General features: G+C 42.1%; 8 protein-coding genes, 3 pseudogenes and 1 riboswitch. Of the genes and pseudogenes, 8 read left to right on the top strand and 3 right to left on the bottom strand.

Features of this window, described 5'->3' with window-relative positions; all coding sequences use genetic code 11:
* Position 1: 1 nt before the first annotated feature.
* Positions 2 to 1,618 carry an ABC-F family ATP-binding cassette domain-containing protein gene (locus tag BVG16_RS25735; RefSeq protein WP_078502060.1) on the top strand — a complete coding sequence of 539 codons (1,617 nt, stop codon included), beginning with the start codon at positions 2 to 4 and terminating at the stop codon, positions 1,616 to 1,618.
* 205 nt (positions 1,619 to 1,823) lie between these two features.
* Positions 1,824 to 2,861 carry an S-layer homology domain-containing protein gene (locus BVG16_RS25730; RefSeq protein WP_078502059.1) on the top strand — a complete coding sequence of 346 codons (1,038 nt, stop codon included), beginning with the start codon at positions 1,824 to 1,826 and terminating at the stop codon, positions 2,859 to 2,861.
* A gap of 109 nt (positions 2,862 to 2,970) precedes the next feature.
* On the opposite strand, the gene BVG16_RS25725 is transcribed toward BVG16_RS25730, so the two are convergent.
* Positions 2,971 to 5,229: an outer membrane protein assembly factor BamB family protein gene (locus BVG16_RS25725; RefSeq protein WP_408635383.1), complete on the bottom strand. Its 2,259-nt coding sequence runs from the start codon at positions 5,227 to 5,229 to the stop codon at positions 2,971 to 2,973.
* A gap of 313 nt (positions 5,230 to 5,542) precedes the next feature.
* On the opposite strand from BVG16_RS25725, the gene BVG16_RS25720 reads away from it, so the two are divergent.
* The 3 genes and pseudogenes from BVG16_RS25720 (at position 5,543) to BVG16_RS25710 (ending at position 8,496) form a co-directional block, all read left to right on the top strand.
* A complete protein-coding gene (locus BVG16_RS25720; protein ID WP_078502058.1) occupies positions 5,543 to 6,775 on the top strand; it encodes a hypothetical protein in 1,233 nt (410 codons plus the stop codon).
* Positions 6,776 to 6,925: 150 nt separating this feature from the next.
* Positions 6,926 to 7,173, top strand: a pseudogene (locus BVG16_RS25715) (suppressor of fused domain protein); the annotation flags it as partial.
* A gap of 168 nt (positions 7,174 to 7,341) precedes the next feature.
* The gene (locus tag BVG16_RS25710; RefSeq protein ID WP_078502057.1) at positions 7,342 to 8,496 is read left to right on the top strand and encodes a copper amine oxidase N-terminal domain-containing protein; all 1,155 of its coding nucleotides are present in this window, start codon (positions 7,342 to 7,344) and stop codon (positions 8,494 to 8,496) included.
* Positions 8,497 to 9,189: 693 nt separating this feature from the next.
* Here BVG16_RS25710 and BVG16_RS34215 read toward each other — a convergent pair.
* Both BVG16_RS34215 and BVG16_RS25700 read right to left on the bottom strand, forming a co-directional pair.
* Positions 9,190 to 9,892, bottom strand: a pseudogene (locus BVG16_RS34215) (ISAzo13-like element transposase-related protein); the annotation flags it as partial.
* Positions 9,893 to 10,042: 150 nt separating this feature from the next.
* A complete protein-coding gene (locus tag BVG16_RS25700) occupies positions 10,043 to 10,939 on the bottom strand; it encodes a copper amine oxidase N-terminal domain-containing protein (protein WP_158081793.1) in 897 nt (298 codons plus the stop codon).
* 264 nt (positions 10,940 to 11,203) lie between these two features.
* Between BVG16_RS25700 and BVG16_RS25695 the strand changes: the two are divergent.
* From BVG16_RS25695 to BVG16_RS25685, 3 genes and pseudogenes are all read left to right on the top strand, one after another.
* A pseudogene (locus BVG16_RS25695) lies at positions 11,204 to 11,329 on the top strand (YvrJ family protein); the annotation flags it as partial.
* Positions 11,319 to 11,615 carry a helix-turn-helix domain-containing protein gene (locus BVG16_RS25690; RefSeq protein ID WP_078502053.1) on the top strand — a complete coding sequence of 99 codons (297 nt, stop codon included), beginning with the start codon at positions 11,319 to 11,321 and terminating at the stop codon, positions 11,613 to 11,615. The pseudogene BVG16_RS25695 and the gene BVG16_RS25690, both read left to right, overlap by 11 nt.
* A 240-nt stretch (positions 11,616 to 11,855) precedes the next feature.
* A riboswitch (cyclic di-AMP (ydaO/yuaA leader) is annotated at positions 11,856 to 11,991 on the top strand.
* A gap of 247 nt (positions 11,992 to 12,238) precedes the next feature.
* Positions 12,239 to 13,417, top strand: a complete 1,179-nt coding sequence (locus BVG16_RS25685) for a betaine/proline/choline family ABC transporter ATP-binding protein (RefSeq protein ID WP_078502052.1) — start codon at positions 12,239 to 12,241, stop codon at positions 13,415 to 13,417.
* Positions 13,418 to 13,419 lie beyond the last annotated feature (2 nt).

Genomic DNA, 13,419 nt, shown 5'->3' with positions numbered 1-13,419 from the left:
CATGATAACAGTAACAGGCGTTAGTTTGCGTTATGGCAAGCGCCCGCTATTTGAAGATGTCAATATAAAGTTCACGCCTGGCAATTGCTACGGCTTGATCGGAGCGAACGGCGCGGGTAAATCTACATTTCTAAAAATTATGTCCGGCGAGATTGAAGCGAACACCGGTGATGTGAGCATGACGCCGGGCGAGCGGATGGCTGTACTGAAGCAGAACCATTTCGAATACGATGAGTTCGCAGTATTAGAAACCGTAATTATGGGTCACCAGAAACTATATAGCATCATGAAAGAAAAAGACGCACTCTACGCAAAAGCTGATTTTACGGAAGAAGACGGCTTGCGTGCGGGTGAATTAGAAGGCGATTTCGCCGAAATGAACGGCTGGGATGCAGAGTCGGATGCAGCAGCGCTCTTAATCGGTTTAGGTATCGGTCGCGATCTGCATGACAAGAAAATGGCAGAGCTCTCCGGTAATGAGAAAGTCCGCGTTCTCTTGGCGCAAGCGTTGTTCGGTCAACCGCATAACTTGCTGCTCGATGAGCCTACCAACCATTTGGACATCGAATCGATTAGCTGGTTAGAGAACTTCTTGATGGATTATGAAGGCACCGTTATTGTGGTATCCCATGACCGTCACTTCCTGAATAAAGTATGTACGCACATTGCGGATATCGACTTTGGTAAAATCCAAATGTACGTCGGCAACTATGATTTCTGGTATGAGTCCAGCCAATTGGCCTTAACATTGGTGCGTGACGCGAACAAGAAGAAAGAAGAAAAAATCAAAGAACTTCAAGCGTTTATTCAACGCTTTAGCGCGAATGCTTCCAAGTCCAAGCAAGCGACATCCCGTAAGAAGCAATTGGACAAAATTACGCTGGATGACCTTCGTCCATCGAACCGTAAATATCCGTTCATTAACTTCAAAGCGGATCGTGAAGGCGGGAAGCAAATCCTTACGATTGAAGGCTTGACGAAGAGTATCGAAGGCGAAAAAGTGTTCGAGAATCTGAACTTGATCGTGAACAAAGGCGACAAAATCGCTCTTGTAGGACCGAATGGCCTTGCCAAATCGACGTTGTTCCAAATTCTTATGGGTGAAGTTCAAGCCGACGCCGGCGAATTCTCATGGGGTATCACGACATCACAAGCTTATTTCCCGAAAGACAACTCGGAATACTTCGATGGCGTGGAAATGAACCTCGTAGATTGGCTTCGTCAGTATTCTAAAGATCCTGATGAGACATTCCTTCGTGGATTCTTGGGACGTATGCTCTTCTCTGGTGAAGAGGCGTTGAAAAAGGCATCCGTCTTATCCGGGGGCGAGAAAGTGCGTTGTATGTTATCCAAAATGATGTTGCATGGCGCAAACGTATTGCTTTTGGATGAGCCAACGAATCACTTGGATTTGGAATCCATTACAGCGCTCAATAATGGTATGATCGATTACAAAGAAACGATGCTATTCGTTTCCCATGACCATCAGTTCATTCAAACGGTTGCGAACCGTATCATTGAAATTACGCCGAACGGCATCATCGATCGCTCCATGTCGTACGATGAATACCTTGAAAGCGAAGAAATTAAGCAATTGCGCGATAAATTGTACAACTAAGCAAGAAGAAACAGAGCGTGAAGCCGCCAGTGGCTTTGCGCTCTATTTTTATATTCAGTAATTAGTTCATAAGTCTCCATGTTCGCGCGCTTAGATAGGCTGTTTCGATCAACTTTGGCAATTGACAATTTCTGCGCTTGACCGACAGAAATCGACACCGTTAGAATGTTTTCTTGGTAACTAACAACCAGATGGAGGTCATCAGATGAAAAGGCTTTTAGTCCTAGGCGCGGCGTTACTTGTATCTGCAACCTTGTTTGTGACACAAGTTCAAGCGGCGGAAGGCGTCATTTTCAAAGATACGGAAAATCATTGGGCAAAAACAACGATTGAGTGGGGCGTAGAAAAAGGTATTGTTAAAGGGTACGCGAACGGCATGTTCATGCCGAATCAGAATGTAACCGAGGCTGAATTTATCCGAATGCTGTATGTAGGGATTACCGGCAAGGATTTGGAGGATCAGTTCATCTCTGATCATTGGTCGGACAAGTACTACAATCACCTTTATTTCAAAAATTATCCATTAAACGGGTATGCGGATGTGAAGCAACGGAGCACCTATGCGACACGCGCGCATATCGCAGAATTAGTCTCGAGTGCGGATGGGGTCAACTACTCAGGAAATCAGGCGATTCAATATCTACTAGGTAAAAAGTATGCCACGGGACGTGTGAAAGGCGAAAATACGATTCAGGGATTTATGGGCGGATATACAATCACCCGTGCCGAAGCGCTGCAGCTCATCCGAAATTTGATGGATCACGGGATGCAGGAATTGTATGATCGTCCTCAGGAGGCGTCCGCTGAAGCAAAGCTGCCGAAGCTGCCAACAGCTTGGGATAGCTATCGAGATCAAATGTACATAACGATACGCAAGCAAGTATTCCCGAAATATACGGGATATCGAATCTATGATGATGGGAATTCGAAGATTATTTTATCGAAAACGCTTCAACAGGCAGATACCGACACTGCGGTAGCCGTTCAATTTGAACAGCAAATCATGTCTTTCAGCGGGGTATCGCTATCTAATGCCGCGGATATTACGCAAAGAAATATGATGCTGGATATCTTGAATTTATATGGGTTCAAGGTGGATGCAGCCTTCTTGAAGAAAGTGGATGAGGCGGAGAAGAATAAGAAGGAAATCTCCGTTACGGTGAGTAATAAGACTTTGGTCATTGACCCGCAAATCACAAGCCCGGCGGGGAATGCAACCGTTTATTATAAGTGGTGGAAATAAGGGGACAGGTGCTACATAAAAAAATACGAAAAATAAAAAAATGGCGGTGTAGAAGGTTATTCCTACACTGCCATTTCTTTATTTTTGCTACTTTCTTGATCCCACTCATTCAGTCCACTTGATCCAGCAATCGCTCCAATGCCTTCGCATCATATCGCACAAATGCGCCATTGGCCGTACCGACATAAACCTCCGCTTCAGTCGCATTCAGCGCACCGTTTCTAGCATCCTGCTCGCGAAGCTCGGCACTTCCTGCACGAACATCTTGCAATCTTCCAAGCAGACTACCATCCTCTTTATTCAATACGAATAGATCGGAAGCATACTGAATGAGCAAATAACGATCCAACACCGCATAACTGCTGTAGACTAGATGTGATAGATCCTCATTGTTGGTAGATGTCATCCTCATCTTCCACAGTACCTCGCCGGTTTCTTTATGAACTGCGGCAGGTATGCCATTTAGCGTTAGATAGATCGTGCTGCCTTCGATTACTCCTTTAGTAGCCTTACCCTTCAACGTCCACAATTCCCGCTGATCCACAGCGTCATAGAGTATACTCACAATATCTTCCGCACGATTGTCCAGTCCGCGCTGCACAAGAAGATAACGCTGATCCAGCACTTCAAATAATTCATCAGGTTTTGCTGGATATACAGCCTCAGCCTTACCGGTTTTGATGTTAAGCAGCAGCCACTCATCTCCAAGTAAAATCCATCTTGTGGTGGAATCTGCTTGTGCCAACGGTTCAATCCGTTTTCCCCCCGTGTAATAAGGGTTTCTAGTCGGATCATCTAATTGTTTTCCCTTCACTGTCAAGCTCCAGGTCGTTTTTCCCGTGATCGAATGATACGCTTTAAGCTCTTGATCCTGTTGAATGAGTACGTACGGATCATCCACCCCTTGATTCAAAATACGGTATTTTCCTGAAAGCGCCTTTTTCCAGCGTACAACCCCTGTTTTGGTGTCCAATACGGTCACCGTACTGTTTTTTAAATCAGGTTCCCAATTGTCATACACAATGATGGCTCGATCGGCAGCTGTCATACTATAACCGCCATTCTTCTTTAACTTTACCTCCCACACGATTTTGCCATCCGCCACACGAATGTGACGGACACGATCCTCGTAATCTGGTATATCAGGATTAATAGCGGAATACATCGTTACATATTTATGCTCCGAATCCATTGTGGCCGTAAACCCGCCAAATCCCGCATTTTGCTGCCATAGCTTTTTGCTGGTCTTCCGGTTCAAAGCATAAAGCGAAGAGTTATAATGCATGCCGCTGAATCCTCCGTCATCCCCTTTAAGCAGCAGAACATCTTTATTTCCCCCGATCAAATACGAAAAGTTCAAATCCCCTTGATTTCTCCATATTGGATCGGCTTTTAGCGTACGTGCGATCGGCGTGGTTACGAAATCGTAGGTGAAATGATAGTCGTCTCCAGAGGTGCGTCCGGATCTTCGATAAGTGTCACTGGGCAGTATCCACTTAGTGCGCTTCAGCTTACCTGACTTGGAAAATGTAGCAATAAACTGTGCATCCTCACGCTCGTATCTCCAAGCCTCGCCGAGCTGTATCGGCGCCTCTGCATCCATCTGCAAATTTTCCGATTTTTCTTTCACTTGCGGTGTGCCAAGCAGCTTGAGTATGGATGCTGAATCATCCCCGTCCTTAAGCATGTAGGTTACCAATTCCCGGATGATACCGCTCGAAATGTTCGAGTTCTCGTTCCATAACCCTTCAGGAAGTGTCTTCTTGGATTCGATATCCTTCGCTTGTACCCACATCAAAGCTGGACGGAAAATCTTAGAATCCTGCTGCCATTCGGATGGGCTCACAAGAACCCCATACCAATCCTTCCACTGGGCAACCGCGGTATACGAGATGTTGCTTTTCGTATCCCACATCTTCAGATTACTGCCCGGTGTCATGGACAAACTCCGCTTTGATTTCAAAGTTACTGTCATAGGCGAGATGCTCTTGGTTATTACAGATTCCTTCGTAACGTACCAGGCGGGAATCCACAAGGTACCGCGGCTGTCATCCTCCACACCAACCATCTCTCCAGCTACCAATTCTACTTTCAATGACTCGCCCTTTTTGCCATAATACTCAATCTGAAGATTTCGTGGATTGCTGTTCCCAGTTAGTTGGGTCGGAAAATAAGCTGTATTCATCTGCAGTGTAACTTTGTCGCCCACCTTGAACATTTGCGAAGAACCAGCAGTTGAACTACTAACGGAATCCGCTGTTACCTGCTTTGGAGGTGCGATCGGACTAAAAAATAATGAGACGCTTACCACGGTCATCATTCCATAAGTCAGCATTTTGGTGAAGGAATATTTGTTCAATAGAACCATCCTTTCTGATAGAATAGCTGCTTACTGTTTAAACGTCTCTTCCGGCTCGGATGTTCCATGAATTGGAATAAAAAAGGAGTACTCCGGGACTTTTACATAGAAGTATCATCACGGTGCCGTAAATCGGATATCCTGCTTGATAGATTGGAGTTGTTTCTACGTGGCGAATCAAATGAAGAAGAATACTTCAATATAACACATTAACGCGGAGTCGCATTTAATTATTTTGATCGCTCTATTATATTTGAGTTGCACCGCAACATTTTGCAACATTATTCGTCTATATAAAAAAATGAAAAGTGGTGTTCACGTCGTGCTACGAATGATTACAAAATTATTGATTTGTGTCGGGTTGCTTGCTTCTGTTGTCCTTCCGTTACAGGTTGGCTATGCTCAGGCATCGATATCTGAGCTGCCGATCATTGAAAATGACGCGGCCGTGTTTCAAATGATACCGCACAAAATATCTGCAAAATTGAACAAGTCAACCATCACGTTGGATTCGAAGTCCTTGAAAGCTTCTCCGCTGCTTATGAAGAACGGGAGCCTCTACTTACCGATCAAGTGGCTGGAGCTAGCGCATGTTGGAAAGATCATGAAAAGCACAAAAACGAATAGTTATTGGGTCGAGTTTAGCCCAGATCATCCGACTTACTTTTCGACCATTCATTTCAAGCCTGACAGCCCCAAACTATATAATGAATCGAACGGCAAACTTACAGTGCTCGATGACGCGCAGAAGATTCTGCCACCGTTTATGAAAAGCAATACGCTGTATGTTCCAGTTTCAATGTTGCCGCGGATGGGGATCAACTATAACTGGAGCCAGGGGACTTTGCAGTTGACGTGGAATGAGATGTCAGCGAAGGTCCTGCACCCTGCCTATACGACAGAGGCGGGTCGTATCACGTTCAGTGCATTGGTTCAAAAAGGGTACGGAGACGTTTATTTAATGGAACGCCAGGGAACTGGCGGAATGGTCAACGCTGAGATATCGTTAAAAGGGACAAAGAAAACCATCGACAAGTCGATCAAAATTGGAAATCGTGAATTTAGTCGGGTTGAGTTTTCCGTTGATCTCCGTCCAGGACCGAATCCGCTGCAGATTTATTCCAGTGACAATCCATCTGCAGACATCATCGTCAATCGGATCGTTAAGGATCCATCCTTGATTCCTGTCCGATATACCCATGATACGTATGCGAATAATATCGTGTTCAATAAGCCAACACAAGGCTACCTGCGGGTACAGGCTGGAGAAGCCATAGAGATTAGCGGATCTGTCATTACGGAATATATTCAGAGTCAGGTTCTTGGATTTCAATTGATGAAGTTTCAGAATGGAGACTATCAAATAAGCGGCAAAAAAATAGACGTTCAGATGAACGAGAATAGAGAGTTTAGTGGGTCGATCGCGATCAATGAGCCAGGCTCTTATTTGATTAATATACTTAGCCCGGAGATGTTCGTAGGGGGAGAGTCATCGCCGTACAGCTCGGAGAAATGGGCGGAGATTGCGGTTGAAGTACTGCCGAAAGGCAAGTAGCGGGAAGAGCTAAGAAGTATACGTATGCAGGGCTATCCATCGGATAGCTCTTTTATTTTTTAAAGATTACACTAGGCTTATTGCCGCTAATATCCATTCAGCAATTGCACGATACTTACATAGATTTAATATTAAATGGAAGGAAGAATAATGCTCGTTGAAGAAACAAGCTCATCGGGCTGGGATGCGATCGATCACGCGATAGCAAAGCTATACGGCAACTTGGAGCCGAAGCATTATGGTACATTGATACCATATTCGTCAGGGGGAAACGACCCCTTAGATTGCATTAGCATATATCAACGGACTGGCATTTCATAACCTATGGATTCTCCGAGTTATACGACACAGAATCTAAAGAAGCGGAATATAGCGTCTACGGATTTGAGTTGACTTTTTGGTAACGCTGAGGTATATGCATCTTTAAAATAAAAAATTCATTATTGGTCCCCCAAAGTTTTTTTGGGGGACCAACTTCTTTTGCAGTAATTTCACCTTTCATGTCGAATGTAATAAGACATATATGTATCTTCAAAATAAAAAATTCATCATTGAGAGGTGTAGTAATGAAAGTAAAAGTTATCCTCACATTATTCACTTTTACATTGTTCCTAGCTTTTGGTTATACGGCACACGCGGAAAATATTCATGACTATTATGAAGATGTAACAGAAAATGACTTGAAAAATAGTATGGTTCTTTCTCCTGAAAGCTCCATGGCATTTATTAATGGGCAGAAGGTATCAGCCGTTCAGCCGATTGTTAAAGATGGAAGAACATTAGTCCCCCTTCGTTTTATTTCTGAAGGCTTTGGTGCAAAGGTAGATTTTAATACAAAAAATCAGTCCATTACTATTAAATATGCTAATAAAACCATTTTCTCGAAAATAGGAAAGAAAAATATTTCTATAAACGGTAAATCGAGCGAAATGGATGTGGCCGCAAGCATTTACAACAATTCAACGTATATTCCTTTAAGGTATATTGGCGAGGCATTTAATAAAAAAGTAGTCTATTTAAAAAATGCAGCGATTCAACCATATAGTTTGATTATAATTAGGGATGTTAACGCCACGGCGATCGAAAACCTTAATCTTATCAAAGTTTATGAATTGCTATACCAAGGAAAATCCATTGTCTATAGTGACCGTTTTATGGTAGTCATCAAAGAAAACGGTCAATTATTATTTAGCAATGATTTCTATACTTTCGAGCCTTTTGTTTATCAGGAATTGATTGAGGATAAAAACCCGGTTCGACAGGGGGATATATGGTTTAATACAGATATGGGCCATTTTTATTTGAATTATGCCTGGAACACAACGCAGGAATATATTTTATACCGTGTGGATGGAGAAGTGATTACAAGGGTAGCGATTGAAAAAGCACCGATAAAGGCGGTAAAAACATATCTAAACGATGTCTATTATTTGACGAGATATGAGCGTGGTATACCCGATCCTCATGAAACAAGCAATTTAAAATCTGCAACGTTTAACAATGGACAATGGTCTTCTGATTATTTAGGTAAGCCTGGATTTTATTATGGATTTGACACAGAAGGTAAGGTCCATGATTGGCCAATTAATGTTAACGGTATCTCTACATTTGGCTATCAACGCTTTGGCGATCCAAGCTCTGATGATCGAAAAAAAACCTTTGGACATTATAGAATCGAGCTGAAGGGGCATAACCATAACCATGAGCTTGTAACGCCATAAAGTAAATGGCTAGTTGAAGTTCTTATTGTTTAGAACTTTAACTAGCCATTGTTTTTAAAAAAATTATTTGTTTTAAGTTACTTCATAGTAATTCACTACTAAAAATTAGAATAATGACTCCAACGATTGCCTGTTCTACGTTTCGAAGTGTTATTTTTAACAACTGAAATAGCTGGACCAAAATCGAATAGGAGGCTACCCATTAGTTGAGTAGCCGACCTTTCACACCACCGTACGTACCGTTCAGTATACGGCGGTTCAACCGTTTAAGTGCAATTGACGTAGTCGCTCGTACTGCGCAGGGAAGTCATAATACCCTGCCAGTGCGAGCTTTTCATTTGTAATCCTAGATTCCCGCCAACTCATAACGAGTTTGGCGGGGCGACACCCAGGCTAATATATAACTCCTTCTGCTTCTCGAGGAGTTCACTGACACGTTAGGATTTATCCCTCGTCTATTCGAATACTTCTAACAATTTACAAACCATTTCCCAAAACGGTATTAATAAACATATTACGAAACACATTAGGCACATCCAAAAAAATAATAGATCAATTCGACACTCTTAGTAACTGGAAATCCATTTTCAATAAATCCGGAGGCTTCATCCAGAAGGAAATTACAGGAATGGTAACTCATTTTCGGATTTTACCCGAAATGGACATAATCCCCCTTACCCCAAGGATGGTTTCCTATGTGCATATTTCCATATTTAAAGCTTCCTTACATTGCTCGGGGAGTATTGATAAACCATTTTCCAATCTTCTCATCTCGCTCGATCATCGTTTCGTACACATCCATTTCCTTCTTACTTAACTTCTTTCCACTTTCGTACGTTTGATCAATTACGGTTACGACTGGATTTACGCCTTTCCAGGTCATAGATTCTGCAAAGGCGTAAACGATTTCTTCGCTGCTGAGTAAATCACCGTTCCAGTGCTGTTCTAATTTTCCCCACACACGCTCAATCGGATTGTACTTGCTATGATAAGGCGGATAGTATGCCATGATGATCTTCACACTGTAACGTGCCGAAAATTCGATCACTCTCTTCATAAACTGCGTCCTGCGACTGTTGTTCTCTGGACCGTTGTCGGCATAGATGATGAGGGTATCCTTCGTCCCATCATAGCCGCTTTCTATCCAAAACTTCTCGATTGCATCCACCATAAAATCTGCCTCACCTTCGACTTGGTAAACAATAAGGCGAGTTTATCCGTTGTTACATTTAAAATCCCAAATGGCGTCGGTTTCCTTGATTTTCTTGAGCGGCTTTACTTTTCTTACCTTCTTAGGCTTATATCCAAGTGAATTGACTTTGGTGTTTAACGTTTGGTTGGTCGGCAACTCTTCTTCGGAGTATCCTTTTTCCTTCACCAACTGGTTTCTTATCTCCAGTGCTAATATGCCAGATCCAGATAACTACACATGTGCTAGTTCCTTCTCAAATGGTATTATTACTGCATCGATCTAAACAAATTCGAATTACTCTATATGAAAATGCCCCTCGTACTGAGGGGCTTATTAATTATTCAGAGAATTAATTTATTCTGTAATTTCTTCAGGTATTGTTACTAGGATATCATCGAGGCTTTTAGCATTTACTTCATGAGTAACTACTGTCTTTCCGTTTTTATCAATGATTCCGTACTTCCCACGATCGTAAACAGATATTTCATCATTAAAAAATGTAAGTCTTTGATTCAATTTAGGCATCTCTCCAACTTGAGAAGTAAATGCAAAACCAAAATACTTTGAAAGGGTATCATTTGATGTAGTTTTTTGTTCAAGATTTATTTTGGCTTGCCATTTTAATAGTGCATAACTCTCTTTTATTTCGTAAAAATAAATATAATTGGATTTTACATAAAAAAATTGAGAAGAATCATTCTCGGGAAAAATATAAGAACTATTTTTACCTTCTGGTAAAAAGGAAGGATCAAATAAAGTAATTTGAGGTAATTGAATTGCCCCTTTACGAGAAGTAGCTAAATCGACACTTTTATACTCCTTAGTGATATTCGGATCAGTATTCACAATAATTACTGCATTATTTTGAACATTCCAGTCTACTGAGTATCCAAATGCTTCACCAATAAATCTTAAAGGAACATAAGTCAAATTATTATAGGTTTTTGGCGCCTGCATTAATTGTAATTCATCACCATTCTTTTGAGCGTTCTTACTACCTATTTTCAGTAGAATACTAGTCTGTTCGTTACTGATTGTTACTTTTTTAGACTTTGTCTCCCACTTGATCTGATACTTTCCTAAATAATCAAGGACGCGAATTGGAACCATCGTTGTATTGTTGATAATAAGCGGCTTGAGATCTGTTACTATTTGACCATTAATATTCATTTTTGGTGTACTTGGTTTTGACATACCCATCATTAATAATAAACTTGAAACTAATATGAATAGTACAAAAGTTCTCCTCATAATCATTTACCACCTTTTTCTATTTTCTATAACCGACGTAAATAATAAGAAAAAGTTGCTTAAACTTCTTCGGAAAAATGGATTGATGATCGACGGCTTCTCTATAATATAGTACAAAAGAATTAGATTATCATAAGTATTAATATTTGGTATACCCCAATGGCTGCCTCTTTCTGTTACATCAGCTGCTCCGCCCGCGACATCCTCTTTTGTCGTTCACATCGGCCATGCGATTATTGAAATCAAAGCAAACAAGTTGGATTTCCAATCGTACTTACAGGGTACTTGCTTATACGATTTGAAAAAAAGCTGGAGGTTTTAACAGAGAGCATTTTGCGACTCACTGATGTCATTCATAAGACAATGAGCGAGGAAAGCCATGGAAGATGAACTATTCGATCTAGTCCAGCGAGCTCAGGGTGGCGACAACGAAGCTCTCTCCAAAATCATCACAGCATTTTTGCCTACGATCCGTTGCGCTCGACAAAAAATTAAGAAAGACCGTCAGGATGACCTTGAGCAAAACATTGTTGAAACCATCATCAAGAAGATAATGTCCTACGACTTGACACAGACACCAGACTTCTCCACTTATTGCCGACAAATAAACCAACAACATGATCCCAGTAACCAAACACAGTTACATAGAATAAGCCAAGAAAAAGGGGGCAAATAATATAATCTCGCTTATAATCTGTAAAAGTGCAGCTAATATGGCGCGACATTTCACCTTGTGGGTATGTGGTGTCTTGCTAGGTACACTTTTTTTTCGTCAATCATAGCCCATTCGAGGTTGAAAGATCTGTCACAAGCTCTCTTTTCCCATTTTTTGATCACAAAAGAAAGTATAGGTTTTCTCATTTTCCGACGGGAATGATCGGATATGATGGTTGACGTATCAAAGAATGTTCGCTATGCTTAATACATGCTAAATTTTCGAATAGAAATACGGGGGAACCACCTATTGGGGCGAATCGCAGCGCATGGCTGCGTAGGAAACCATCTTTACCGAGTCCGTCAGCTAACCTCGTCAGCATGAGATGGGTCGTCATAAATGAATGTAATTTATCACATGATTAGACCTGATTATTTCAGGTTTTTTTATTTTTCCACAGACCCTGACATCGGGATGACCGTCTTCGTAACGGCATGCCGCTTTGTTAGGGTTTTATTTTTTTAGATCATGGGAAAGAAGGGGGGATTCCTAACATTTATTTACATTTTATCTTTACATGTTTCAAGAAGCTTAAAACGGTTTCATGTTGTGCAGATCAAATTACAATGATGGGGGAATGGTAAATGATTGAATTTCAACAAGTAAACAAAGTATACGATGATGGCTTTCACGCGTTGAAAGATATCAACTTAACCCTTAAAAAAGGGGAACTTACCGCATTTATTGGTCCAAGTGGTTGCGGAAAGTCGACGACGATGAAGTTAATTAACCGATTGATCACGCCTACGTCAGGGAAGGTGCTCATTAACGGCGAAGATATTACGAAAAAAAATCCAGTGGAGCTTCGACGGAATATTGGTTATGTCATTCAGAACGTAGGTCTGTTTCCGCATATGACCATTGGGAAAAATGTCGCTGTTGTTCCGCATTTGAAGAAATGGGAAGAATCCAAAATTGAGTCACGTGTTGAAGAATTAATGAAAATGGTCAACCTCGACCCCGAAGTCTACCGCGATCGGTATCCTTCGGAATTAAGCGGAGGCCAACAACAGCGTATCGGTGTCATTCGCGCGCTTGCTGCCGACCCCGATATTATCTTGATGGATGAGCCCTTCAGTGCATTAGACCCGATTAGTCGGGAGCAGTTACAGGATGAATTGATCCGCTTGCAGGAAGAACTGAATAAGACCATCGTGTTCGTTACGCATGATATGGATGAAGCCATTAAGATTGCGGATACGATCGTGATGATGAAGGATGGCAGCGTGGTTCAGACAGGGTCGCCGGAATCGATTCTTCGTTATCCAGCCAACGATTTCGTGCGGGCATTCATTGGTCAGAAACGACTGGAGGCGGAGACACCTGAAATAGAAGAGTCGATCCGTGTCACTACGGTCGATGACGTGATGGTTACACAACCGGCTACGACTCCGCCGAATCGCGGACTTGCTGAAGCCGTGAAGATCATGTCAGGACGCAAGGTAGACTCCCTATTCGTTGTGGATCGTCATCGCAAGCTGTTAGGGATTGTCTCGATATACCGTATTCTGAATCAATTTGGAGAAGAGAACAAGACGGTGAAGGATGTGATGCGGCCTATCGGATATCAAGTTGCACCAGGTACGTCGCTTCCTGAAGCCATTGAGATGATGAGCAATCATCGCTTAACCAATCTGGCTGTTGTCGATGGGGATGGACGTTTAGTGGGACTGCTGACACGCGGTAGTATCGTCCAGCATTTGAATGAAGTCTATCCGACAATTGTGGAGCAACTCGCTTCGGGTCTCGGAGAGGAGGCGTAAGC

Source organism: Paenibacillus selenitireducens, from assembly GCF_002021565.1.
GTDB classification, from domain to species: Bacteria; Bacillota; Bacilli; order Paenibacillales; family Paenibacillaceae; genus Paenibacillus_K; species Paenibacillus_K selenitireducens.
The sequence above is the reverse complement of the archived record's forward strand: the minus strand, read 5'-3'. Positions and strand labels throughout refer to the sequence as shown.